At 61.0% G+C, this 21,392-nt stretch carries 22 protein-coding genes, 1 tRNA gene and 1 pseudogene; 14 read left to right on the forward strand and 10 right to left on the reverse strand.

Going from position 1 to position 21,392, the window contains the following annotated elements:
* The first annotated feature begins 163 nt into the window (after nucleotides 1-163).
* The 12 genes from ACRRNM_RS10755 to ACRRNM_RS10810 all read left to right on the forward strand — a co-directional run bounded on the left by ACRRNM_RS10755 (nucleotide 164) and on the right by ACRRNM_RS10810 (nucleotide 10,682).
* Nucleotides 164-1,279, forward strand: a complete 1,116-nt coding sequence (locus ACRRNM_RS10755) for a porin (RefSeq protein ID WP_435628216.1) — start codon at nucleotides 164-166, stop codon at nucleotides 1,277-1,279.
* A gap of 273 nt (nucleotides 1,280-1,552) precedes the next feature.
* Nucleotides 1,553-2,104 (forward strand): nitrogen fixation protein NifQ, encoded by a 552-nt coding sequence (locus ACRRNM_RS10760; RefSeq protein ID WP_435628217.1) that lies wholly within the window; start codon nucleotides 1,553-1,555, stop codon nucleotides 2,102-2,104.
* A 36-nt stretch (nucleotides 2,105-2,140) separates the two neighbouring features.
* Nucleotides 2,141-2,950 carry a TOBE domain-containing protein gene (locus tag ACRRNM_RS10765; RefSeq protein ID WP_435628218.1) on the forward strand — a complete coding sequence of 270 codons (810 nt, stop codon included), beginning with the start codon at nucleotides 2,141-2,143 and terminating at the stop codon, nucleotides 2,948-2,950.
* 47 nt (nucleotides 2,951-2,997) lie between these two features.
* Nucleotides 2,998-3,768, forward strand: a complete 771-nt coding sequence (gene modA / locus ACRRNM_RS10770) for a molybdate ABC transporter substrate-binding protein (RefSeq protein WP_435628219.1) — start codon at nucleotides 2,998-3,000, stop codon at nucleotides 3,766-3,768.
* A gap of 93 nt (nucleotides 3,769-3,861) precedes the next feature.
* Nucleotides 3,862-4,545, forward strand: a complete 684-nt coding sequence (gene modB / locus ACRRNM_RS10775; protein ID WP_435628220.1) for a molybdate ABC transporter permease subunit — start codon at nucleotides 3,862-3,864, stop codon at nucleotides 4,543-4,545.
* 148 nt (nucleotides 4,546-4,693) lie between these two features.
* Complete coding sequence (gene modC, locus ACRRNM_RS10780; RefSeq protein ID WP_435628221.1) at nucleotides 4,694-5,764, forward strand: molybdenum ABC transporter ATP-binding protein; 1,071 nt, start codon at nucleotides 4,694-4,696, stop codon at nucleotides 5,762-5,764.
* A 36-nt stretch (nucleotides 5,765-5,800) separates the two neighbouring features.
* Nucleotides 5,801-6,013: a PP0621 family protein gene (locus ACRRNM_RS10785; protein WP_435628222.1), complete on the forward strand. Its 213-nt coding sequence runs from the start codon at nucleotides 5,801-5,803 to the stop codon at nucleotides 6,011-6,013.
* A 33-nt stretch (nucleotides 6,014-6,046) separates the two neighbouring features.
* Nucleotides 6,047-7,669, forward strand: coding sequence for a sensor histidine kinase (locus tag ACRRNM_RS10790; RefSeq protein WP_435628223.1), 1,623 nt, complete (start codon nucleotides 6,047-6,049; stop codon nucleotides 7,667-7,669).
* Entirely contained in the window at nucleotides 7,635-9,020 is a 1,386-nt protein-coding gene (locus ACRRNM_RS10795; protein WP_435628224.1) for a sigma-54-dependent transcriptional regulator, read from the forward strand. The genes ACRRNM_RS10790 and ACRRNM_RS10795 overlap by 35 nt, the downstream gene beginning before the upstream one ends.
* A complete protein-coding gene (gene ampD, locus ACRRNM_RS10800) occupies nucleotides 9,010-9,546 on the forward strand; it encodes a 1,6-anhydro-N-acetylmuramyl-L-alanine amidase AmpD (protein WP_435628225.1) in 537 nt (178 codons plus the stop codon). Before ACRRNM_RS10795 ends, ampD begins: the two co-directional genes overlap by 11 nt.
* Before the next feature lie 171 nt (nucleotides 9,547-9,717).
* On the forward strand, nucleotides 9,718-9,897 hold the full coding sequence (locus ACRRNM_RS10805; RefSeq protein WP_435628226.1) for a hypothetical protein: 180 nt from the start codon (nucleotides 9,718-9,720) through the stop codon (nucleotides 9,895-9,897).
* 86 nt (nucleotides 9,898-9,983) lie between these two features.
* Nucleotides 9,984-10,682, forward strand: a complete 699-nt coding sequence (locus ACRRNM_RS10810; protein WP_435628227.1) for a histone H1-like DNA-binding protein — start codon at nucleotides 9,984-9,986, stop codon at nucleotides 10,680-10,682.
* A 359-nt stretch (nucleotides 10,683-11,041) separates the two neighbouring features.
* Here the strand turns inward: ACRRNM_RS10810 and ychF are convergent, their stop codons facing one another.
* From ychF to ACRRNM_RS10860, 10 genes are all read right to left on the reverse strand, one after another.
* Nucleotides 11,042-12,133, reverse strand: a complete 1,092-nt coding sequence (gene ychF / locus ACRRNM_RS10815) for a redox-regulated ATPase YchF (protein WP_435628228.1) — start codon at nucleotides 12,131-12,133, stop codon at nucleotides 11,042-11,044.
* Between the two features lie 14 nt (nucleotides 12,134-12,147).
* Nucleotides 12,148-12,723, reverse strand: coding sequence for an aminoacyl-tRNA hydrolase (gene pth / locus ACRRNM_RS10820; RefSeq protein WP_435628229.1), 576 nt, complete (start codon nucleotides 12,721-12,723; stop codon nucleotides 12,148-12,150).
* A gap of 68 nt (nucleotides 12,724-12,791) precedes the next feature.
* Nucleotides 12,792-13,454, reverse strand: coding sequence for a 50S ribosomal protein L25/general stress protein Ctc (locus ACRRNM_RS10825; protein WP_435628230.1), 663 nt, complete (start codon nucleotides 13,452-13,454; stop codon nucleotides 12,792-12,794).
* A gap of 78 nt (nucleotides 13,455-13,532) precedes the next feature.
* A complete protein-coding gene (locus ACRRNM_RS10830) occupies nucleotides 13,533-14,483 on the reverse strand; it encodes a ribose-phosphate pyrophosphokinase (protein WP_435628231.1) in 951 nt (316 codons plus the stop codon).
* A gap of 121 nt (nucleotides 14,484-14,604) precedes the next feature.
* Nucleotides 14,605-14,679: transfer RNA gene (locus tag ACRRNM_RS10835), tRNA-Gln, on the reverse strand.
* 5 nt (nucleotides 14,680-14,684) lie between these two features.
* Nucleotides 14,685-15,530: a 4-(cytidine 5'-diphospho)-2-C-methyl-D-erythritol kinase gene (gene ispE / locus ACRRNM_RS10840; protein ID WP_435628232.1), complete on the reverse strand. Its 846-nt coding sequence runs from the start codon at nucleotides 15,528-15,530 to the stop codon at nucleotides 14,685-14,687.
* On the reverse strand, nucleotides 15,530-16,093 hold the full coding sequence (gene lolB / locus ACRRNM_RS10845) for a lipoprotein insertase outer membrane protein LolB (RefSeq protein WP_435628233.1): 564 nt from the start codon (nucleotides 16,091-16,093) through the stop codon (nucleotides 15,530-15,532). Before lolB ends, ispE begins: the two co-directional genes overlap by 1 nt.
* Nucleotides 16,093-17,805 carry a tetratricopeptide repeat protein gene (locus ACRRNM_RS10850; RefSeq protein WP_435628234.1) on the reverse strand — a complete coding sequence of 571 codons (1,713 nt, stop codon included), beginning with the start codon at nucleotides 17,803-17,805 and terminating at the stop codon, nucleotides 16,093-16,095. The genes lolB and ACRRNM_RS10850 overlap by 1 nt, the downstream gene beginning before the upstream one ends.
* Before the next feature lie 108 nt (nucleotides 17,806-17,913).
* Complete coding sequence (locus ACRRNM_RS10855) at nucleotides 17,914-18,525, reverse strand: ParA family protein (protein WP_435628235.1); 612 nt, start codon at nucleotides 18,523-18,525, stop codon at nucleotides 17,914-17,916.
* Between the two features lie 32 nt (nucleotides 18,526-18,557).
* Nucleotides 18,558-20,054, reverse strand: coding sequence for a helicase HerA-like domain-containing protein (locus ACRRNM_RS10860; protein ID WP_435628236.1), 1,497 nt, complete (start codon nucleotides 20,052-20,054; stop codon nucleotides 18,558-18,560).
* 102 nt (nucleotides 20,055-20,156) lie between these two features.
* Between ACRRNM_RS10860 and ACRRNM_RS10865 the strand changes: the two genes are divergently transcribed.
* Together ACRRNM_RS10865 and ruvC are read left to right on the forward strand one after the other, a co-directional pair.
* Entirely contained in the window at nucleotides 20,157-20,882 is a 726-nt protein-coding gene (locus tag ACRRNM_RS10865) for a YebC/PmpR family DNA-binding transcriptional regulator (protein ID WP_435628237.1), read from the forward strand.
* Nucleotides 20,882-21,388, forward strand: a pseudogene (gene ruvC, locus ACRRNM_RS10870) (crossover junction endodeoxyribonuclease RuvC); the annotation flags it as partial. The gene ACRRNM_RS10865 and the pseudogene ruvC, both read left to right, overlap by 1 nt.
* Between the last annotated feature and the right edge of the window lie 4 nt (nucleotides 21,389-21,392).

Raw genomic sequence — 21,392 nt, forward strand, 5'->3', positions numbered from 1 at the left:
TTGTCGTTTACCGCCTCTTTTTTTGAATGCCGTTATATGCAGCAAGATATAACGTGCATGGGTGGTAATACGACAAGCAACCAGCTCATCCCGAAAAGCGGGAAAGAGGGAATAAGGAAGAAGTGACTCAGAAGCACACCAACTAATCAAAAGGAGTTTATTCATGCAAAAAAGAATCATCGCCACTGCCATCCTGGCTGCCGTTTCTGCGCCGGCTCTTGCCGATACCGGCAATGTCACCGTCTATGGCGTGTTGCATGCGGATGTCGAGTCCGTGAAAAATAACAAGGCCACCCTTGCAACCAACGCGGCCAGCCTGAACCGTGTGAGTTCCAACGCGACTCGCCTGGGGTTCAAGGGCAAGGAATATCTGGGTGACGATCTCACCGCAATCTGGCAACTGGAGGCGGAGTTCGACCTGACCAACAGCAACGGCGCGCCATTTGCGAAAACGCGTAACAGCAACGTGGGGCTGCAAGGCAATTTCGGCACCGCGTTTTTCGGCAACTGGGACACGCCCTACAAGGAGGCGCGCAGCCGGGTCGAGTTGTTCGGCAACACCCACATCGCCTCGGCGATCAACGTCATGGGACGTGCCGGGCTTAACACCAACAGCGTCACCGCTGCTTCGAGCACCGTTAACTTCAATACCCGGCAGAAAAACGTGCTCCAGTACTGGACGCCGGATTTCAACGGTTTCCAGGCCAGGCTGGCTTACGCGCCGGACAATGCCAAGAAAGGGACTCTCGCTGCGGGCGGCGACAAATCTATCTGGTCGTTTTCGGCTGCCTACGACAAGGATGCGTTCTATGCCGCCTACGCCTACGAGGCCCACAAGGATACGCTATCTACGGCAACCAGCCTGACCGACACGGCGAGCCGACTGGTCGGCACATACAAGATCGGGAACGGACTGATCGGCCTGACCTGCGAACGCCTGTCCGTGGCGACGCTGACAACCAGCACCGCCACATCCTCGCGCAACGGCTGGGAACTGACCGGAAAATACAAGTTCGGCGCAAGCAACATCGGCGCGTTTTACGCACGCGCAGGCGATCTGGGCGGCGTGGCTAATACCGGCGCGAACCAATACTCCCTGCGCTATGGCTACAACCTCTCGAAGCGCACCGAACTGTATGGCTTCTACACCCGCTTGAATAACGACGCGGCGGCCAGTTACAACTTCCATGCCGGCAACACCATAACCAGCACGGCGGGTGCGGCGGGTCTCGGTGCGACGCTCTCGGGGGGCGGGCTGGGGCTTCTGCATTCCTTCTAGCCAGGAGCGCATCACAGCAATACAAGTAATACGCATAAATATAACGCCACAGGGGAAGGGAAAGTCATGATTCATGCTGTTCGTAACTGTCTATTTATCGCTGCTATCCGCACCAACCCGCGCCACGTAAATTGGTTACAGGCGATTGAGGTGCGGAAGATCTCCGACTGAGGCAAGGCGAGCGCCGGAACCATGATTGGGTCATCGCATTGTGCCAGCAGCGCGGGGGAGTTCATGCCGCCAATAGCCGCATACCCTCCGACGCAGCCGGTCTTGGATGACAGTCATGAGATTGCAGCATCTGTAATCACAAATGTCATGTGCACCGCAGACAATGGCGACTTGCCGCTGTTCGCAGCCACACTTGGCATACCTTCCAAAGAATTCGCCATGCTCCTTGACGGGCAATCGCAGCCCCTATTTCAGTTCAATTCGCTGCACGCCAAGTTGCTGGCCGACTGGCTGCCCGGACTGTTTCTGCCGCTGGTCGAGCTGCTTTGGGATTACCAATGCCGCCAAGACCGGCTTGGCTGGCTGGTTTCCCATGCTGTTGCCTGCGCCTGTTTCGGGCACCGGCATCTTTGGCAGGACTTGGGGCTGAATGAAAGGGAAGATGTTACGCGCCTGCTCCTCCGGCATTGCCCCGGGCTTGCCGCCCGCAATACGCAAAACATGAAGTGGAAACACTTCCTGTTCAGTGAGCTGGGCAAGCGCCTTGGGCAATCCGATCTCGAGCCTCCGGGGTGCGGCGGATGCGATCAGGTGCGTGCCTGTTTCCCGGGCAGAAAAGAATCGGGAATTGCCTTCATGCGGAGGGTGAGATAATGCCGCTCTTGTTTTTCGGGGTGAAGGAGGCAAACGATGGCTCGCGGGCGCGGAATAGAACTGAAAGGGTCGCTGTGGATGACCGTCGGAGACAAGAGCTTCGGCGGTCCGGGGCGCATCGAATTGCTGTCCAGGATAGCCGAACATGGGTCGATCACCCAGGCGGCGAAGTCGATGAAGATGAGCTACAAGGCGGCGTGGGATGCCATCGACCAGATGAACAATCTTGCGGGCGAACCGCTGGTGGAGCGGACAACGGGCGGCAAGGGCGGAGGCTCGACCCACCTCACGCCGCGCGGCAGGCAGCTCGTGGAAAATTTTTGCCTGATCGAGCAAGAGCACCGCCGTTTCATCGACCAGCTCAGCCACCAGTCGGAAAAAATTGCCGACGATTTCTTACTTATCAGGAGAATGGGCATGAAAACCAGCGCGCGCAACCAGTTTGTCGGCAAGGTCGCCAGCATTAAACGTGGGGCGGTCAACGATGAGATCGAAGTCGACATCGTGGGCGGCCAGAAAATCGTCGCCACTGTCACACATGAGAGCACCGGCAACCTCGGGCTCAAGATCGGGGCGGAAGTTTTCGCCCTGGTCAAGGCATCGTCCGTCATCGTCATGACCGACACCGGGGGCGCAAAAATCTCGGCACGTAATCGCCTCGCTGGCACGATTTCCCGCCTGCAGCCGGGCGCGGTGAATGCGGAGATCGTGATCGACCTTCCCGGAGGGGGCGCCATCGCCTCGATCATCACCAACGAAAGCGCGGCCAGCCTCGGGCTGACGGTCGGAGGAAAAGCGAGCGCGATCTTCAAGGCGTCCAGCGTGATCATCGGCGTAGCGGACTGATCTATTTGAAAGGAAACCCAATGCATCGCATTATTTGTGGCGCAAGAGTGCCTCTATTCACCGTATTTCTCAATCTGGCAACTTGCCTGCTGGCAGCCTGCTCGTTGCTGCTGTCCTTTTCCGCGCGCGCGGAGGAGGTGAGCGTCGCCGTGGCCGCCAACTTCACCGCACCCATGAACGCCATCGCCGCAGAATTCGCCAGGGACACCGGGCACAAAGCCAGCCTGTCATCCGGCTCCACCGGAAAGTTTTACGCCCAGATCAAAAATGGCGCGCCTTTCCATGTATTCCTCTCGGCGGATTCGGATACTCCCGCCAAGCTGGAGGCCGAGGGGCTGGCCGTACCCGGCTCGCATTTCACCTATGCCATAGGCAGCTTGGCGCTATGGTCGGCCAAGCCTGGCTTTGTGGATGCCAAGGGTGAGGTGCTGCGGCATGGCCAGTTCAACAAGCTCGCCATCGCCAGCCCCAGGCTCGCTCCCTATGGCAAGGCGGCAGAGGAGGTGCTGACCGGCATGGGGCTCTGGGAGTCCGTTTCGCCCAGGCTGGTGCAGGGCGAAAACATTGCACAGACCTACCAGTTTGCCGCAAGCGGCAACGCCGATCTCGGGTTTGTGGCGCTGTCACAGATCATGGTGGACGGCAAGATTACCGGCGGTTCAGCCTGGATCGTGCCCGGCCACCTGCACGCGCCCATCCGCCAGAACGCGGCTCTCCTGTTGACTGGCAAGGGTAATCCCGCCGCCGAAAAACTGATGAAATATTTGCAGAGCGACAAGGCCAGGGCCATCATCAAATCCTACGGCTATGAGTTCTGATCTTATTTGCTGCGCGCTTCATCATGAGCAGCAAGGCGCGCGCGATTACTGATTGCTATGGCTTAGTTTCGCCGGGTGAAGCAAAATAGCGCGATGGAATCCGCTTTCTCCTCCGCCGACCTTTCCGCGATCTGGCTCACTCTCAAACTGGCCTCGGTTACGACCCTCATCCTGTTGCTGCTCGGCACGCCGGTTGCGTGGTGGCTGGCGCGCACCCGTTCCTTCTGGAAGGGTCCGGTCGGCGCGGTGGTGGCGCTGCCCATCGTGCTGCCGCCGACGGTGATCGGTTTCTATCTGCTGGTGGCGATGGGGCCGTCCGGGCCGCTTGGCGCGTTCACGCAGGCGCTGGGGATCGGCCTGTTGCCCTTCACCTTCGCCGGGCTGGTGGTCGCCTCGGTGTTCTATTCCATGCCGTTCGTGGTGCAGCCGCTGCAGAACGCCTTCGAGGCCATTCCCGAACGCGCGCTGGAAGCCGCCGCGACGCTGCGCGCATCGACCCTGGATGCTTTCTTCAGCGTGGCGCTGCCGCTCGCGAAACCTGGCTTCCTCACTGCGACGGTGCTCGGCTTCGCGCACACCGTCGGCGAATTCGGCGTGATCCTGATGATCGGCGGCAACATCCCGGACAAGACGCGCGTGGTGTCGGTGCAGATATACGACCATGTCGAGGCGATGGAATATGCCTCGGCGCACTGGCTGTCGGCGGGGATGGTGGTGTTCGCTTTCGTGGTGCTGCTGGCGCTGTATACGCTCAACCCGACGGGGCGGCGCAGATGACTATCAAAAAAACATTTCACCACGAAGAACACGAAGGTTTGTTATGCCGTTGCATGATATTGAGCGACGACCTGAAAAGTGAATCTTTCCGGAAAAATAGTTTCAGGATTTTCTTCGTGCCCTTCGTGGTTGGCTTGGGATTTTCAGGATGATCCACGCACGCTTCGATCTCGTCTATCCCGGTTTCGTGTTGCACGCGGATCTGAATGTATTCGCGCATGGCGTCATCGCGCTGTTCGGCCCGTCCGGTTCGGGCAAGACCACCTTGCTGCGCTGCATCGCGGGGCTGGAACGCACCGCCAACGGGGCGCTGCAGGTGAAGGACGAGGTGTGGCAGAGCGGCGACAAATTTATGCCGGTGCACCGGCGCCCGCTGGGTTACGTGTTCCAGGAAGCCAGCCTGTTCCCGCATCTGTCGGTGAAGGAAAACCTGGAATACGGCCTGAAACGCATTCCGCCGGAGCAGCGCAGGGTGCAGCTGGAGCAGGTGGTGGAGTGGCTCGGCCTGAACAAGCTGATCGGGCGCGACAGCCCTGCCGGGCTGTCCGGCGGCGAGCGGCAGCGCGTTGCCATCGGCCGCGCACTGCTTGCCAGCCCGCGCCTGCTGCTGATGGACGAGCCTCTTTCGGCGCTGGATGCGGCGAGCAAGCGCGACATCCTGCCGTATCTGGAGCGGCTGCACGAGGAGCTGGACATCCCGGTGATCTATGTCAGCCATGCGCTGGACGAGGTGGCGCGGCTCGCCGACCAGCTGGTGCTGATGGAGCAGGGGCGCGTCATCGCCAGCGGCGCGCTCAACGAAATCCTCGGGCGGCTGGATCTGCCGACCGCGTACCTGGACGACGCGGGTGCGGTGATCGAGGCCGGCGTGGCCGAACACGACGAGGAGTATCACCTGAGCCGGCTGGATTTCCCCGGCGGCAGCCTGTGGGTGAACAGGGTGGAACACGCCGTCGGCAGCAGGGTGCGCGCCCGCGTGCTGGCGCGCGACGTGAGCATCGCCACCGCCGCGCCGCAGGACTCAAGCATCAGCAACATCCTGGAGGCGCGCATCGAAGAGATTCGCGACGAGGGATCGGGCCGCGTGAATCTGCGCATGTCCGTTGGCAGCGGGCAGTTGCTGCTGTCGCGCATCACGCGCCGCTCATGCGACCAGCTCGGTCTTGCGCCGGGCATGGAAGTGTTCGCGCAGGTCAAGAGCGTGGCGCTGATTGCGTAGTACAATTCCTGCCCCTGCCCTGCCTGTGGAGTTCATGTGAGCCGTCTGTTATTGATCATCGCCATCGTGGCCGTGGTGTATCTGTTGATCAGGTCTTACCGCAAAAAAATGCCGCAGCAGGATGTGGCAACGGCCGAGGACATGGTGCGCTGCGCGTATTGCGGCGTGCACCTGCCCAAGGGTGAGAGCGTCCAGGCCGAAGGGCGTTTTTTCTGCAGCGTAGAACATCGTGATGCCTATCGTAAATAGACAACCTGGCGCAAACAACCTGCGCCGGATGCAATGACCGACAAGCTTATTGCAGAGTTCCACCCAGTCGATTTATGGCGCTCCCTGCGCTATTTCAATCTGTACCGGCTGGCGCTAACCAGCCTTTTCGTGTTTCTCGCCGGGGCATTAGGGCATTCGCTGCCGCTTGGTGCGCGCAACTGGTCGATATTCTTCACTGTCAGCCTGATCTATGTGGTCGTGGTGATCCTTTCCTTCATTCCGCTCAAATTGCGCTGGCCGCATTTTTCCTGGCAACTGGCCGGACAGGTCGGCAGCGACATTGTCGGCTTGTCGGTGCTTTCTTATGCCAGCGGCGGGATACAGAGCAATATCGGGCTCCTGCTGCTGGTTTCGCTGGCGGCGGCCGGCTTGATCAGCCGCGGCAAAATCACCCTGTTCTTCGCCGCGCTGGCAAGCATTGCCGCCTTGCTGGAGCATTCATATGCGGTGCTGTATGCAGATGCCGAAGTAGCCCAATATGTCCAGGTTGGCTTGCTGTGCATCTCCTATTTTGCAGTGGCTTGGCTGGCGCATATGATGGCGAAGTATGCCGTGGACAGCCAGCAACTGGCTCAACGCCGCGGCCACGATCTGGCCAGCCTGTCCGAGGCGAACCGCCTGGTGATGCGCGACATGCAGGACGGCGTGCTGGTGGTGGATGAGCACGGCGTAATCATGCAGATGAATCCGAGTGCGGCGCGCCTGCTGCGTCACAGCTCAATATCCGGGGGTTCGCTGGCGGAAAATTTTCCGTTGCTGTTCGGACAGTATGCGCTGTGGAAGAGAACCGGTGCGGTCAGCCGCGACACCCTGCAGCTGGATGTCGGGGTGCAGGCAAGGTTGCGTTTCGTCGCGGTCGAGCGGAATACGGCGCATGGCGCGGTGATCTTCCTGGAAGACATGCAGCGCGTCCGGGCGGAGGCGCAGCAGATCAAGCTGGCCGCACTGGGCCGCCTGACTGCCAGTATCGCGCATGAGGTGCGCAATCCCTTGTCGGCGATCAGCTACGCTGCTGAACTGATGCAGGAGGAGCAGGGTGATGCCAAGCAGCAGCGGTTGCTGCAGATCGTGCTGGACAACACGCAGCGCATCAACCGCATCGTGCAGGATGTGATGCAGCTGAATCGGCGCGACCGTGCGCAGCTCGAAGTGTTCGAGCTGAATGCGATGCTGCGCACTTTCGTGGAAGAGTTCAGCCTCGCGGAGCGGCTTGAGCCGGGAGTGATGGTGTTGGCGGGGATCCCGGGGGACACAATTTCCTTCGATCGCGGCCACCTGCGCCAGGTGCTGTGGAATCTGTGCCGCAACGCGCTGCGCTATGGCCGCAAGATGCCCGGCAGCCTGATGCTGGTAATGGGGTCGGCGGGTAAAAGGGTGATGCTGGATGTGCAGGACGACGGGCCGGGCATTTCCGCCGAATACCGTCGCAGGCTGTTCGAGCCGTTCTTTACCACCGCAGCCGACGGCACCGGCCTGGGCCTGTATATTGCCAAGGAATTGTGCGAGGCAAACGGCGCGCAGCTGGAATATCATGGCCGGGATGGGCAAGCCGGGAAGGAGCAGGCGGGCGCCTGCTTCCGTATAACATTCGGGGAGTTGCATGAAGATGGTGGGGGGCATGAGCATGGCGGGTAACCATCGGTCGAAAAGTCCCACGGTGCTGCTGGTGGACGATGAGCCGGACATTCTGGAGTTGCTGGAACTGGCGCTGCACAAGATGGGGCTGGAGGCGGATCGGGCGGGTAATGTGCGCGAGGCGCAGGCGAAACTGGCGTCGCGTCGCTATGACCTGTGCCTGACCGATATGCGCATGCCAGATGGCGACGGGTTGCAGGTCGTGCAGCACATCATGCAGAAAAACCTTGATGTGCCGGTGGCGGTGATCACCGCACACGGCAACATGGAAAATGCGGTGGCCGCGCTCAAGGCCGGAGCATTCGATTATCTGGCCAAGCCGGTGTCGCTGGACCAGTTGCGCGCCCTGGTCAAATCCGCGCTGAAGCTGCCGCAGGCGGCTGCATCGGATGACAAGGCGCTGCTCGGCCATTCGCCCGCGATGCAGAAAGTGCGTGACCTGATCGGGCGCGTGGCGCGCAGCCAGGCGCCGGTGCATATCAGCGGCGAATCGGGCAGCGGCAAGGAACTGGCCGCACGCCTCATCGTGCAAAGCGGCGCGCGGCACGACCAGCCGTTTGTCGCGGTGAACTGCGGGGCGATCCCGGCCAACCTGATGGAAAGCGAATTTTTCGGCTGCAAGAAAGGCGCATTCACCGGCGCGGACAGGGACAGGGACGGGTTTTTCCAGGCTGCGCACGGCGGAACCCTGTTTCTCGATGAGGTGGCCGATCTGCCGCTGGATATGCAAGTCAAGCTGTTGCGCGCGATCCAGGAGAAATGCGTGCGCAGAATCGGCGGTGCCGGCGAAGAGGCGGTGGATGTGCGCATCATCAGCGCGACGCACCGCGATCTGGCCGAATGCGTGCGGCAGGGCAGGTTCCGCCAGGATCTGTACTACCGCCTGAGTGTGATCCCGATCCAGATGCCCGCCCTGCGCGAGATGCGCGAGGATATACCGGAGATTGCACAGCGCATTCTGGAGCGTTTGCGCGGCAGTGCGCAGGTGCGGTTTTCCGAAGAAGCCCTGCGAGCGCTGCAAGGCTACAGCTTTCCGGGTAACGTGCGCGAACTGGAAAATATCATCGAGAGGGCGTTGGCGCTGTGCATGGGAGGGTTGATCGAGGAGCTGGATCTATTGCTGGTTCCCGTGGTGCACGACCACGCTGACAATGTGTCCCTCGGCAGCAAATACCCGCTGCCGGAATATCTGGACCGCATCGAGAAGCAGGCCTTGCTGGAAGCGCTGGAGCAGACCGGTTTCAATCGTACGGCAGCCGCCAAGTTGCTGGGGCTGACGTTCCGTACCATGCGCTACCGGATGGAGCGTCTGGGCATCAAAGGCCCGAACGGCGCAGACGATGCGGATTGACGCGCAGGGTTTGCTGGTTGGCGGTATATATATCCCGTCTCCGAACTGCGACGATCGCCCCGCAGGCCCAATCGAGTTGCTGGTGATCCATAACATCAGCCTGCCGCCGGGCGAATTCGGCGGGAACGATGTGGAACGGCTGTTCACCAATACCCTGGACGCGCATGCCCATCCTTATTATCAAACCATTGCGGGGCTGAGAGTGTCCGCGCACTTTTTTGTGCGCCGCGATGGAAAAATTATTCAGTTCGTTTCCTGCCTGAAGCGCGCCTGGCATGCGGGCGAATCCTGCTGGCAGGGGAGGATGCGCTGCAATGATTTTTCGCTCGGCATCGAACTGGAAGGCGGCGATACGGTTCCTTTTGCCGATGCGCAATACGATGCACTCCATCGTTTGACCATGGCGCTGCGCAAAACCTATCCAATACGCGGCATTGCGGGGCATAGCGATGTCGCGCCGCAGCGCAAGACTGATCCTGGGTCGTGCTTTGATTGGGTGCGTTATCTCGCAGGATTGCCCGGATAAACCCATGTTTTCAGCCCTTTGTCAGTGTGTAAAAGGGTAAATTGGATGAGATATGCACTTCTTTTCTCTGCTTACGATGTTGATGTCAACTACTACAATTAGCGTCATGGATGGAAAAAATAGCTAAATGTAGTGTTTTTGAGTTTGGCAAAATTTTCAGGGAGTGCGTGCATGACGCATATTGCTACCGATGGTGTTTCAGGCGATTCAGTGCTTGCCGGCGATATTTCCTGTTCTATTCCGTTTTTTTTAATCAATTCGATCGATGCAAGGCAATCTGCCGTAGTTGTATGTGCGGTGCGAATGTTGTTGCCCGGGGTTGGTGCGGTGCGGCGAATTGACAGGCTTTAGCTTGTGCTTGAACCAGAGCGCGGGCTGGGGGTGTAGTAGCAGCATGTGTTGTTTTCGTTAACTTTCATTATCACAAGGAGGTTGAAATGGCAGAAGCAAAGAAGGCTAAACCAGCAGCAAAGAAACCGGCAGCCAAGAAAGCGGTGGCAGCCAAGAAACCGGTAGCCAAGAAAGTGGCAGCCAAGAAACCGGTAGCCAAGAAACCGGTAGCCAAGAAAGTGGTAGCCAAGAAAGTGGTAGCCAAGAAACCGGCGGCTAAGAAAGCAGTAGCAGCCAAGAAGCCAGCCGCCAAGAAAGTGGCAGCCAAGAAGCCAGCAGCTAAAAAGGTAGCAGCGAAGAAGCCAGCCGCCAAGAAAGTGGTAGCCAAGAAGCCAGCAGCTAAAAAGGTAGCAGCCAAGAAGCCAGCCGCCAAGAAAGTAGTAGTCAAGAAGCCAGCGGCTAAAAAGGTAGCAGCTAAGAAGCCAGCCGCCAAAAAAGTGGCAGCCAAGAAGCCAGCAGCTAAAAAGGTAGCAGCCAAGAAGCCAGCCGCCAAAAAAGTGGCAGCCAAGAAGCCAGTAGCTAAAAAGGTAGCAGCGAAGAAACCGGCAGCAGCTAAACCGGCAGCGGCTAAACCGGCAGCGGCTAAACCGGCAGCGGCTAAACCGGCAGCGGCTAAACCGGCAGCGGCTAAACCGGCAGCCCCGGTGGCAGCCAAGCCGGCAGCCCCGGCTCCTTCTGCGCCAGCGCCTGTGCGTCCGGCTGCAACATGGCCTTTCCCAACACCGGGAATCGGCAAGCCGAACTGATCTGGGGTGTGCCTGTTGTGGCAGTTGCCACGACACGGTGAGGCGCACTTCTGGTGCGGGGGTGGCGGCGGTTGCCGTTCCCGCAATCGGCTGGTTTCACCGGTACGGAAGAGCCGCTGTATGGCAGCGGGGAATCGGACTCCTCCTTATGCGGGAGGGGTGTGTTGGCCACCCCCTGATGCTTCGGCAGTAAGGGGTTTTCCCTGGCGTGATTGGTTTTTGGCGCGCTAATTGGCGCGTGCGCCTCTTTATTTTGCCAAGTCAGGATTGGCTGTTTCGTTGTCGCTGTTGCAAACCTGATGGTTTGCGACTGTCTTTGTGTCCCCTGAAATTTGCCGCTGCATCCTGCAGGTTGCGGCTTAGACGTTGAACAGGAAATTCATGACGTCGCCATCCTGTACGACGTAATCCTTTCCCTCGACGCGCATCTTGCCTTTTTCCTTCGCGCCCGCCTCGCCGCCGCAGGCAATGAAATCGCCATAAGAAATCGTTTGCGCGCGAATGAATCCCTTCTCGAAGTCGGTGTGGATCACACCCGCCGCCTGCGGTGCAGTGTCGCCCTTGTGGATGGTCCAGGCGCGCACCTCCTTCACACCCGCAGTGAAGTAGGTCTGCAGGCCGAGCAGGTCGTAGCCGGTGCGGATCAGCCTGTTCAAGCCGGGTTCATCCAGGCCGAGGTCGGCGAGAAATTCCTTTTTGTCGGCATCGTCGAGGTCGGCCAGCTCCGCTTCGATCTTGGCGCATAGAGCGACGACAGGCGCACCCTCTTTCGCCGCATGTTCGCGCAGACGGTCAAGATGAGGGTTGTTCTCGAAGCCGTTTTCCAGCACATTGCCGACGTACATCGCGGGTTTGATGGTGAGCAGGCACAACGGCTTGATGAGATGCTTCTCTTCATCGCTTAAACCAGATGTGCGCGCCGGCTTACCTTCATTCAGATGCGGCAGCAGCTTTTCCAGCACGGCAACCAGCTTCTGCGCATCCTTGTCGCCGGACTTGGCCTTCTTGCTGTCGCGCTGGAGCGTGCGCTCCACCACGGCAAGGTCGGCCAGCGCCAGCTCGGTAAGGATGACTTCGATATCGGATATAGGATCAACGCGCCCGGCCACATGCACCACATTCGGGTCGTCGAAACAGCGCACCACGTTGACGATGGCATCGGTCTCGCGAATGTTGGCAAGGAACTGGTTGCCCAGCCCTTCGCCTTTTGATGCGCCCGCGACCAGGCCGGCAATATCGACGAACTCGACGATGGCAGGCTGCATGCGCTGCGGCTTGACGATTTTCGCCAGCTCGGCCATGCGCGGGTCGGGAACTTCGACGATACCGACGTTCGGCTCGATAGTGCAGAACGGATAGTTTTCCGCCGCAATGCCCGCCTTGGTCAGCGCATTGAACAGGGTGGACTTGCCGACATTGGGCAGACCGACGATTCCGCATTTGAGACTCATGGTTGTTTCCTTGGTTAGTTGCTGTGCAGCTTCAACATCGCTGCTTCGGTTTTTCCTTCAACGACCAGGTGCGCGACGTCCAGCGCGCGCTGCATCGCCGTATCGATCAGCTCGCGCTCTTCGCGGCGCGGGTCATGCAACACGAAGTTTGACACCTCGCTGCGTTCGCCCGGATGGCCGATGCCGAGGCGCAGCCGCCAGAAGTCCTTCGTGCCGAGATGGGCAATGATGTCCTTCAGGCCGTTATGCCCGCCGTGTCCGCCGCCGAGCTTCAGGCGCGCCACACCCGGCGGCAAATCCAGTTCGTCGTGTACCACCAGGATTTCCGCCGGGGCGATCTTGTAGAACTGCGCCAGCGCGCCGACCGATCGCCCGCTCACATTCATGAATGTCTGCGGTTTGAGCAGCAGCATCTCGTGATCGTGCAACTGGCCGCGCGCCATCAGGCCGTGAAACTTGGGTTCGTTCTTGAAATTCAGATTTTTCAGGCGCGCAAGTTCGTCCACCCACCAGTAACCTGCGTTATGCCGGGTAGTTTCATATTCGCGCCCGGGATTGCCCAGGCCGACGATCAGGCGTATCGATGGCATAGTGATGAAAACGAAAAACCCGCCATGCCGTAATCAGCAATGGCGGGTTGCATGACGATGTTCCCGTCTTACTTCTTGGTTTCTTTGGCTGCTGCCGGAGCAGCGGCCGGAGCAGTGGCTGCTGCGGGTGCAGCTTCGGCAGCCACTTCCGCCTCAACTGCGCCGCGCGGAACTTGCACGGTTGCTACCACCGCTTCCGAGGTATGTGTGCCGTGTGCTGCCGCTTCCACGCCCTTGGGCAGCTTCAGGTCGGCTACGTGCACGGAATGTCCCAGTTCCAGCTTGCCCAGATCGACTTCGATGAAGGCCGGCAGATCCTTGGGCAGGCAGACGATATCCAGTTCGTTCAATACATGGCTGATCTTGCCGCCGCCAACCTTCACGCCGGGGGCGATGGCTTCGTTGATGAAGTGCAGCGGCACCTTGATGTGCATCTTCTTCGTTGCGTCCACGCGCTGGAAGTCGATGTGTTGCACTTGCTGGCGGAACGGGTGCATCACGAAGTCGCGCAGCAGCACGGATTCCTTCTTGCCTTCCAGGTTCAGCGTCAGCACGGAGGCGTGGAAGGCCTCCGAGCGCAGTTTGTGATAAAGATCGTTGTGATCCAGGTCGATCATCACGACGTTTCCGGAGCCATAGACAATTCCTGGCACGCGGCCGGAATTACGCAGACGGCGGCTCGCACCCGTACCTTGCGCCTTGCGGGTTGTTGCATTGATTTCGATAGTCATTTTACTTCTCCAATAAACAGGCTTGCCCGCGACCAGGCAAACCCTACTTTGCAACAGCCCCCATGGCTGCCGCTAATCCTATTCGGTGAACAGCGAGCTCACCGATTCTTCGTTGTTGATGCGGCGTATCGTTTCAGCGAGCAATTCCGCCGTGCTCAGCTGGCGAATGCGCTTGCAGTTGCGCGCCGCTTCGCTCAGCGGGATGGTGTCGGTGACCACCAGTTCATCGATCGCTGAATTTTCGATGCGATCGATTGCAGGACCGGACAGCACCGGATGGGTACAGTAGGCCAGCACGCGCGCCGCACCCTTTTCCTTCAGCGCATTGGCCGCCTCACACAGCGTGTTGGCGGTATCCACCATGTCGTCCATGATCAAACAGGTGCGCCCCACCACGTCGCCGATGATGTTCATCACCTTCGCCACGTTCGGCTTGGGGCGGCGCTTGTCGATGATCGCCAGGTCCGCTTCCAGTTCCTTGGCCAGCGCCCGGGCGCGTACCACGCCGCCTACGTCCGGTGATACTACGATCAGGTTCGGATAATTGCTCTTCCACACGTCGGACAGCAGGATCGGGCTGGCATAGATGTTGTCCACCGGGATATCGAAAAAGCCCTGGATCTGGTCGGAGTGCAAATCCATGGTCAGCAACCGGTCTATCCCGGCGCCGGTGAGCATGTCGGCCACCACCTTGGCGGTGATCGCGACGCGCGCCGAGCGCGGGCGGCGGTCCTGGCGCGCGTAGCCGAAATACGGCATCGCCGCGGTGATCCGCCCGGCGGAGGCGCGCTTCAGCGCGTCCACCATCACCATCACTTCCATCAGGTTGTCGTTGGTCGGTGCGCAGGTGGATTGCAGGACGAATACGTCCTTGCCGCGCACGTTCTCGAGGAGCTCCACCATCACTTCACCGTCGGAAAAACGTCCCACGTTGGCGCGTCCGAGATGGATGTGCAGGTGCTGCGCGACTGCTGCGGCAAGCTTCGGATTGGCATTGCCGGTGAACACCATCAAGCGGTCGTAGGACACGTGCAACCCCTCAAAGAATCGAAAAACAACGGGGCAAATGCCCCGAATCTGGCTTCGGCCGCCCGCTTCGCGAGCTTAACGTTCGTTTCACTCACATTAGCCTGCGCCGAAACTTACGTTTTGGCTGGGGAGGTAGGGATCGAACCTACGAATGCCGGAATCAAAATCCGGTGCCTTACCACTTGGCGACTCCCCAATAACTCAATCGAGCACCCAATCATGCAGCGGATGCTGTGCTAAACCTCGCGCCACCACGCCGCGCATGTCGTGCGGCAGCCGTTTCAACACCGCTTCGGCCTGGCTTTGATCAGCGAACTCGGCGAACACGCATGCTCCCGATCCGGTCATCATCGCCTTGCCGAAATTGCCTAGCCAGGCTATATGGCGCTCCACTTCCGGATAGAGCTTGCAGGCCACTGATTGCAAATCGTTGTGCAGATCCACGTGCCGCTCCGAAAGGGCGCGCATTGTGATGGAAACCGTATCGCGTGTCAATTCCGGATGCCCAAAAATCTGCGCGGTCGGCACCTGCACCGGGGGAAACAGCACCACATACCACGCCTCCGGCAGGGGACAGGCCTGCAACTCTTCGCCCACACCCTCGGCAAAGGCGTTTTCGCCGAACACGAACACCGGCACATCCGCGCCCAGGCGCAGGCCGAGCTGCATCAGGCGCTGGCGCGACAACCCCAGCGACCACAGGCGGTTCAGCGCGACCAGCGTGGTTGCCGCATCCGAGCTGCCGCCGCCCAGACCACCGCCCATCGGAATATGTTTTTCGATTGCGATATCTGCGCCCAGCGCGCAACCGGTCTCGTCTTGCAGCAGGCGTGCGGCGCGCACACATAAATCCTGCTCCTCGGGCACGCCCTCGGTGGTGCTGGTGCGCCGCACCAAGCCATCCTTGCGCAACGTGAAATGCAGTGTGTCGTGCAGGTCGATGAAGCGGAACAGGGTTTGCAGCAGGTGGTAGCCGTCCGGCCTGCGTCCGGTGACATGCAGGAACAGGTTGAGCTTGGCCGGCGCTGGGCAGGTGAGCGTTTGCATCACGGCAGTTCCCACTCGTCGATCAGCAGTTGCACCTGCAATCCCTCGCGGCTCAATTGCAAACGCGTCGGCAGGCTGTCCGGCCTGTCGTCGGGGTAGCGCTGGTAATGCACCTCCCAGCTGCCCTGGCGCAGTACGGCGATCTGGCCGTTGCCGTTGCGTTCGATTTGCGCGGGGCTCCCCGCTTCAGGCAGGCCCAGCACCCAGTGGTGCAGGCCGCTCAGCGGCAAATACCAGCCCAGCACCTGCTGCATCAGAGCTTCCGTATTGACGGCTTGATAGTGTTTGTCGCCATCGTCCAGCGTAGCGCTTTGCGCGTCGCGGTAGACGCGCGCGGCAGTCTGTCCGAGCGGTGCGAGCAGCAGGATCTCGTCGGATTGCGCCGTATGTGTCCAGCGCAAGCCGGCAGAGTGGCGCGAGCCGTTGTATTTGACCGCAATGCGTCCGTTCAGTGCGAACGGCGCGGCTTCCGGCTGCGCGGGGCGCATGGCTGGTACGGGTGTGGACGGCAGCAGTGCGCAGCCGCCCAGCATGCCTGCCAGCAAAACACCCAGCCAGCGCATCAGGGAATAAATTTCTTGATGACGGCCTGCAGCAGCGTATTGCCGGGGTTGGCCTTGAGGCTGTCCTGCCAGACCTTCTTCGCCTCATCCTTGTCGCCGTGCACCCACAACACCTCGCCGAGATGTGCGGCGACCTCCGGGTCGGGGTTGCCGGCAAAGGCGCGCCGCAGCAGCTTCAGGCTCTCTTCCAGCCGGCCGCTGCGGTAGTAGCCCCAGCCCACGCTGTCCATGATCGCGGCATCGTCGGGGGCGAGCTGCAGGGCTTTTTCCACCAGTTCCACTGCCTCGGGAATGCGCTCGTTGCGCTCCAGCAGGCTGTAGCCCAGCGCATTGTAGGCATGCGCGTGGTCGGGCTTGAGCTGGATCAGCTTGCGGATCAATTGCTCGAACACGTCCGGTTTGCCGATCCGGTCCGCCAGCATCGCGGTTTCGTAAAGCAGGTCGGGGTGGTTGGGCAGCTTCGCCAGACCCTGCTGCAGCACCTGGTAGGCATCCTCCAGCCGCTTCGCCTCGCGCAGCAGCTGCGCCTCGATCAGCAGCAGTTGCACGCGCTGCTGGTTGTTGGCGGCCTGGGTCTGCTGCAGATATTCCCTTGCCTCGTCCAGTTTGCCGCGCTTGTTCAGCAGATAGGCCACGCGCAATCGCGCCGCGAACTGGTGTTCGCCGCTTCTGACTTCGCGGTAATGCGCTATCGCCTCGTCTTCGTTTTCCCTGGCCTCACCCAGTTGCCCGAGGTAAAACTGCACCGTATCCTGGTCCTTCTTGCCTTTTTCAAGCGCGCGCTTGAGCTGTACCTCCGCATCCTGCAACTCGTTCATCTGCAGGGAAATCAGCGCGATCGCAAAGGCGAGGTCCGGGTTGTCGGGACTGCTTTCCGCGAGGCGCTGGAATTCGGCGCGCGACGGCCGGTACTGCTTCTGCTCGAGCAGCAGGCGCGCATACTGCAGGCGGATTTCGCGTGCCTCCGGATAATCGGACAGGTAGCCGCGCAACACTTCCAGCGCCTGCTTGGGCGCGTTTTTCTGCAGCAGCTGCGCCTCCAGCATGGCCGCCATGTCCCATTCCGGGCGCAGGCTGCGCGCCTGCCGCACCTCGTTTAGCGCAAGCTGGTTGTCACCTGCCTGTTGCGCCAGTTGTGCCACCGACCAGTGCGCCTCGGCAGCCTGCGGATAGGGCTGGGCGAGTTCGCGCATCAGCTTTAGGGCCGCAGGCTTGTCGGGGTAAGGGGCAAGCAACTGGAAAACCTGCATGAAGGCGAGGCCGGGATTCGCTTTCTCCGCTTCCAGCATCCCGGCCAGTTCCGGCTGCGCTTCGCCCAGCCTGCTGCCGCGCACCAGGATCGAAGCCAGCATGCGTCCCGCCAGAGGCGCAGTCGGTTCGACTTCCTGCCATTGCCGGAATGCCTCGATCGACTTGTTCATGTCGCCGGACTCGAACGCCAGCTGCGCAGCGCGTCTCGCCAGGCGTGGATCGCGGGTTTTTCTGGCGAGGTCCGTGCTGCCTTCCACGGCCAATGCCTTGTGCCCGCGCTGGTTGGCGATCTCGGTCAGGAGGAATTCGTAGAGCAGTTCGTCGCTCAACTCGACATTGGGCAGCACCGGCGCGGCTTCCGCCTGTGGCGCGAGGGCAGGTGCAGGCTCGGTGCGCTGCGGGGCTTGCGCGCAGGCGGTGAGCAGCAGGCTGCCGGCGATGAGGTAAATGAACGGGTTCATAAAATGCGGCGGTTGAGGTGGATGCGCATATTAGCAAAATCCGGCCATCGGCAGGATGGCGGTGTAGGTGTTTCCCCTGAGTAGAGGGCCCTGTTTTAAAGTGGTTTCCTATTTCTCCAGCCAGTCCAGCAGGAGTGCCCATTGCTCGAGCTCGCGCTCGGCGAGGTAGGGCGGCAGGTCGAACAGGGATTTCCCCTCGAAGGCGGCATTCACATACACCTGGGTTTCGCGCAGATAGGCCAGCACCGGGAGGTCGAGGGTGGAGAGGAAATGCTCCAGCGCCCAGGCGGCCTTGGTGCGCATCTCCATGCGCATGCCGACCACGCCGATCTGGCACTTGTTCTTGCGCACCGATTTTTCTTCGGCCAGGGCTTTCAGGAAATCGAGGCTGGCCTGCAGGTCGAACAGCGAAGGGGCGACCGGCACGACGATTTTGTGCGCCAGCCTGACGGCGTGGTCGAGGTTTTTGCCGTGCAGGCCGGCGGGCGAATCGATCACCAGCCAGTCGTTTGGCCGGTCGTCTTCCTTCCTGGAATCGAGCAGGCGGATGCGTGGCAGGGTGTCGGGGCGCGTGGCGAGCCACAGGGCGGAGGATTGCTGCCGGTCGAGGTCGAGCATCGCGACCTGCTGGCCGCGGCTCGCGAGGTAGCCGGCGATGTTGACCGACAGCGTGGACTTGCCGCTGCCGCCTTTCGGGTTTGCAACCAGAATCGTCTTCATTTCACTCCCCCTTTTTTTGAATTATGGTGGTGCTACCTGCGTCTCCCGAGCAATGAACCCAGCACGCCGCGGATGATCTGCCGCCCGACTTCCGAGCCGATGGCGCGCGCGGCGCTCTTGGCCAGCGCCTCGGCGGCGCCCTCACGGCGGCTTCCGCCGCCCCCCAGCACGCTGCCCAGCATTCCGCCTAATCCTCCACTTGACTGTCCGCTGCTCTCGGCTGGCGTGGGCGGTGCGGCAGTGGTTTTTTCGGCGGTGCGTCCCTTGAGGATTTCGTAGGCCGACTCGCGGTCCACGGCTTTTTCGTAGTGCCCCGCGAGCAGCGATTCCTGCATGACGGCCTTGCGTTCGGCATCCGTGATCGGGCCGATCTGCGCCTGCGGCGGGACGATCAGCGCGCGCTCCACGATGCCCGGGCGGCCGTGTTCGTCCAGGCAGGAGACCAGCGCCTCGCCGACGCCGAGTTCGGTGATGACGGAGGCTTCATCCAGTTCCGGGTTGTCGCGCATGGTCTCGGCGGCGGCCTTCACCGCCTTCTGGTCGCGCGGGCTGAAGGCGCGCAACGCGTGCTGGATGCGGTTGCCGAGCTGCCCGAGCACCTTGTCCGGCACGTCGGCGGGGTTCTGCGTGACGAAGTACACGCCCACGCCTTTCGAGCGGATCAGGCGCACCACCTGCTCGATCTTGTCGAGCAGCGCGGCGGGCGCGTCGTTGAACAGCAGGTGCGCCTCGTCGAAGAAGAATACCATCTTCGGTTTGGCGAGGTCGCCCGCCTCGGGCAAGTTCTCGAACAGCTCCGCGAGCAGCCACAGCAGCATCGTCGAATAGACCTTGGGCGAGGTCATCAGCTTGTCGGCGGCGAGGATGTTGATCATGCCGCAGCCGTCGCTTCCCGTCTGCATCAGGTCGTTGATGTCGAGCATCGGCTCGCCGAACAGGCTTTCGCCGCCCTGCGTCTCGATCTGCAACAGGCCGCGCTGGATCGCGCCGACGCTCGCGGCGGAAATGTTGCCGTACTCGGTGGTGAACTCCTTCGCGTTGTCGCCGACATGCTGCACCATCGTGCGCAGGTCTTTCAGGTCGAGCAGCAAGAGGCCGTTATCGTCGGCGATCTTGAACACCAGCGAGAGCACGCCCTGCTGCACGTCGTTGAGGTTGAGCATGCGTCCGATCAGCAGCGGCCCCATGTCGGAGATGGTGGCGCGTAGCGGATGGCCCAGCTCGCCGAACATGTCCCAGAACGTCACCGGGTACGCGCGGTGCGCAAAATTTTCCAGCTTGAGTTGCCCCACCCGCGCCTCGACCCTGGCGTTGCCGCCGCCGGGTTTGCTCATGCCGGAGAGGTCGCCCTTGATGTCCGAGAGGAACACCGGTACGCCGATGCGGCTGAATGATTCAGCCAGCGTCTGCAGGGTCACGGTCTTGCCGGTGCCGGTCGCGCCGGTGATCAGGCCGTGGCGGTTGGCCATCTGCGGCAGCAGGCAGAGTTCTTGTTTGTCGTTCTTGGCGATGAGCAGCGGTTCGGTCATGGCAGTCCGGCTTGGCTTGTATTGGGATATTTGAGGCGTAAATGATAACATCGCGGAATGGTCTTATAGGGAATGGCAAGGCTGCTTTTTTTGGAGAGAAATATGGCTGGACATAGCAAGTGGGCAAACATTCAACACCGCAAGGGCAAGCAGGACGCGAAGCGCGGCAAGATTTTCACGCGCCTGATCAAGGAGATCACCGTCGCGGCACGCATGGGCGGCGGCGACGCGGGCGCGAACCCGCGCCTGCGCCTCGCGATCGAGAAGGCGCGCGAGAACAACATGCCCAAGGACACCGTGGAGAACGCGATCAAGCGCGGCAGCGGCCAGCTCGAGGGGGTGAATTACGAGGAATTGCGCTACGAGGGCTACGGCATCAACGGTGCGGCGGTGATGGTGGACTGCATGACCGACAACAAGACGCGCACCGTCGCGGAAGTGCGCCACGCCTTTGCCAAGAACGGCGGCAACATGGGGACGGACGGCTCGGTGTCCTTCCTGTTCAAGCATTGCGGGCAGATGATCTTCGCCCCCGGTACCGACGAGAACGGCCTCATGGAGGTTGCGCTGGACGCCGGCGCGGAAGATATCTCGACCAACGACGACGGCAGCATCGAGGTGGTCGCCGCGCCCAACGATTTCGTGAACGTGAAGCAGGCGCTGGAGGCGGCGGGCTACAAGCCGGAATTCGCCGAAGTGACGATGAAGCCGTCCAGCGAGGTAGTCTTCAGCGGCGACGACGCGGTGAAGATGCAGAAGCTGCTCGATGCGCTGGAGAATCTGGATGACGTGCAGGAGGTCTATACCACCGCTGTCATGGAGGAGTAGTGCGCATCCTCGGCATCGATCCCGGCCTGCGCATCACGGGTTTTGGTGTCCTCGAGAAACACGGACAGCAGTTGCACTACGTCGCGAGCGGCTGCATCAAGACGCCGGACGGCGAACTGCCGGAGCGGTTGAAGGTGATATTGGATTCGCTGGGTGAGGTGATAGCGCAGCATGAGCCGCAGCAGGTGGCGGTGGAGAAGGTGTTCGTCAACGTCAACCCGCAATCCACCTTGCTGCTCGGGCAGGCGCGCGGCGCGGCGATCTGCGCGGCGGTGCTGGTGAACCTGCCGGTGGCTGAATACACCGCGCTGCAGGTGAAGCAGGCGGTGGTCGGCAACGGCCACGCGAAGAAGGAGCAGGTGCAGGAGATGGTGCAGCGCCTGCTGAAACTGTCCGGCACACCCAGCCCGGATGCGGCGGATGCGCTGGCCTGCGCGATCTGTCATGCGCATGGCGGAATGGGTTTGGGCGCTTTGGCGACCAAGGGTTTTCGCGTTCGGGGGGGGGAGG

Origin of the sequence: Ferrigenium straubiae (genome assembly GCF_051257895.1) — a bacterium.
Classification (GTDB): Bacteria; Pseudomonadota; Gammaproteobacteria; order Burkholderiales; family Gallionellaceae; genus Gallionella; species Gallionella straubiae.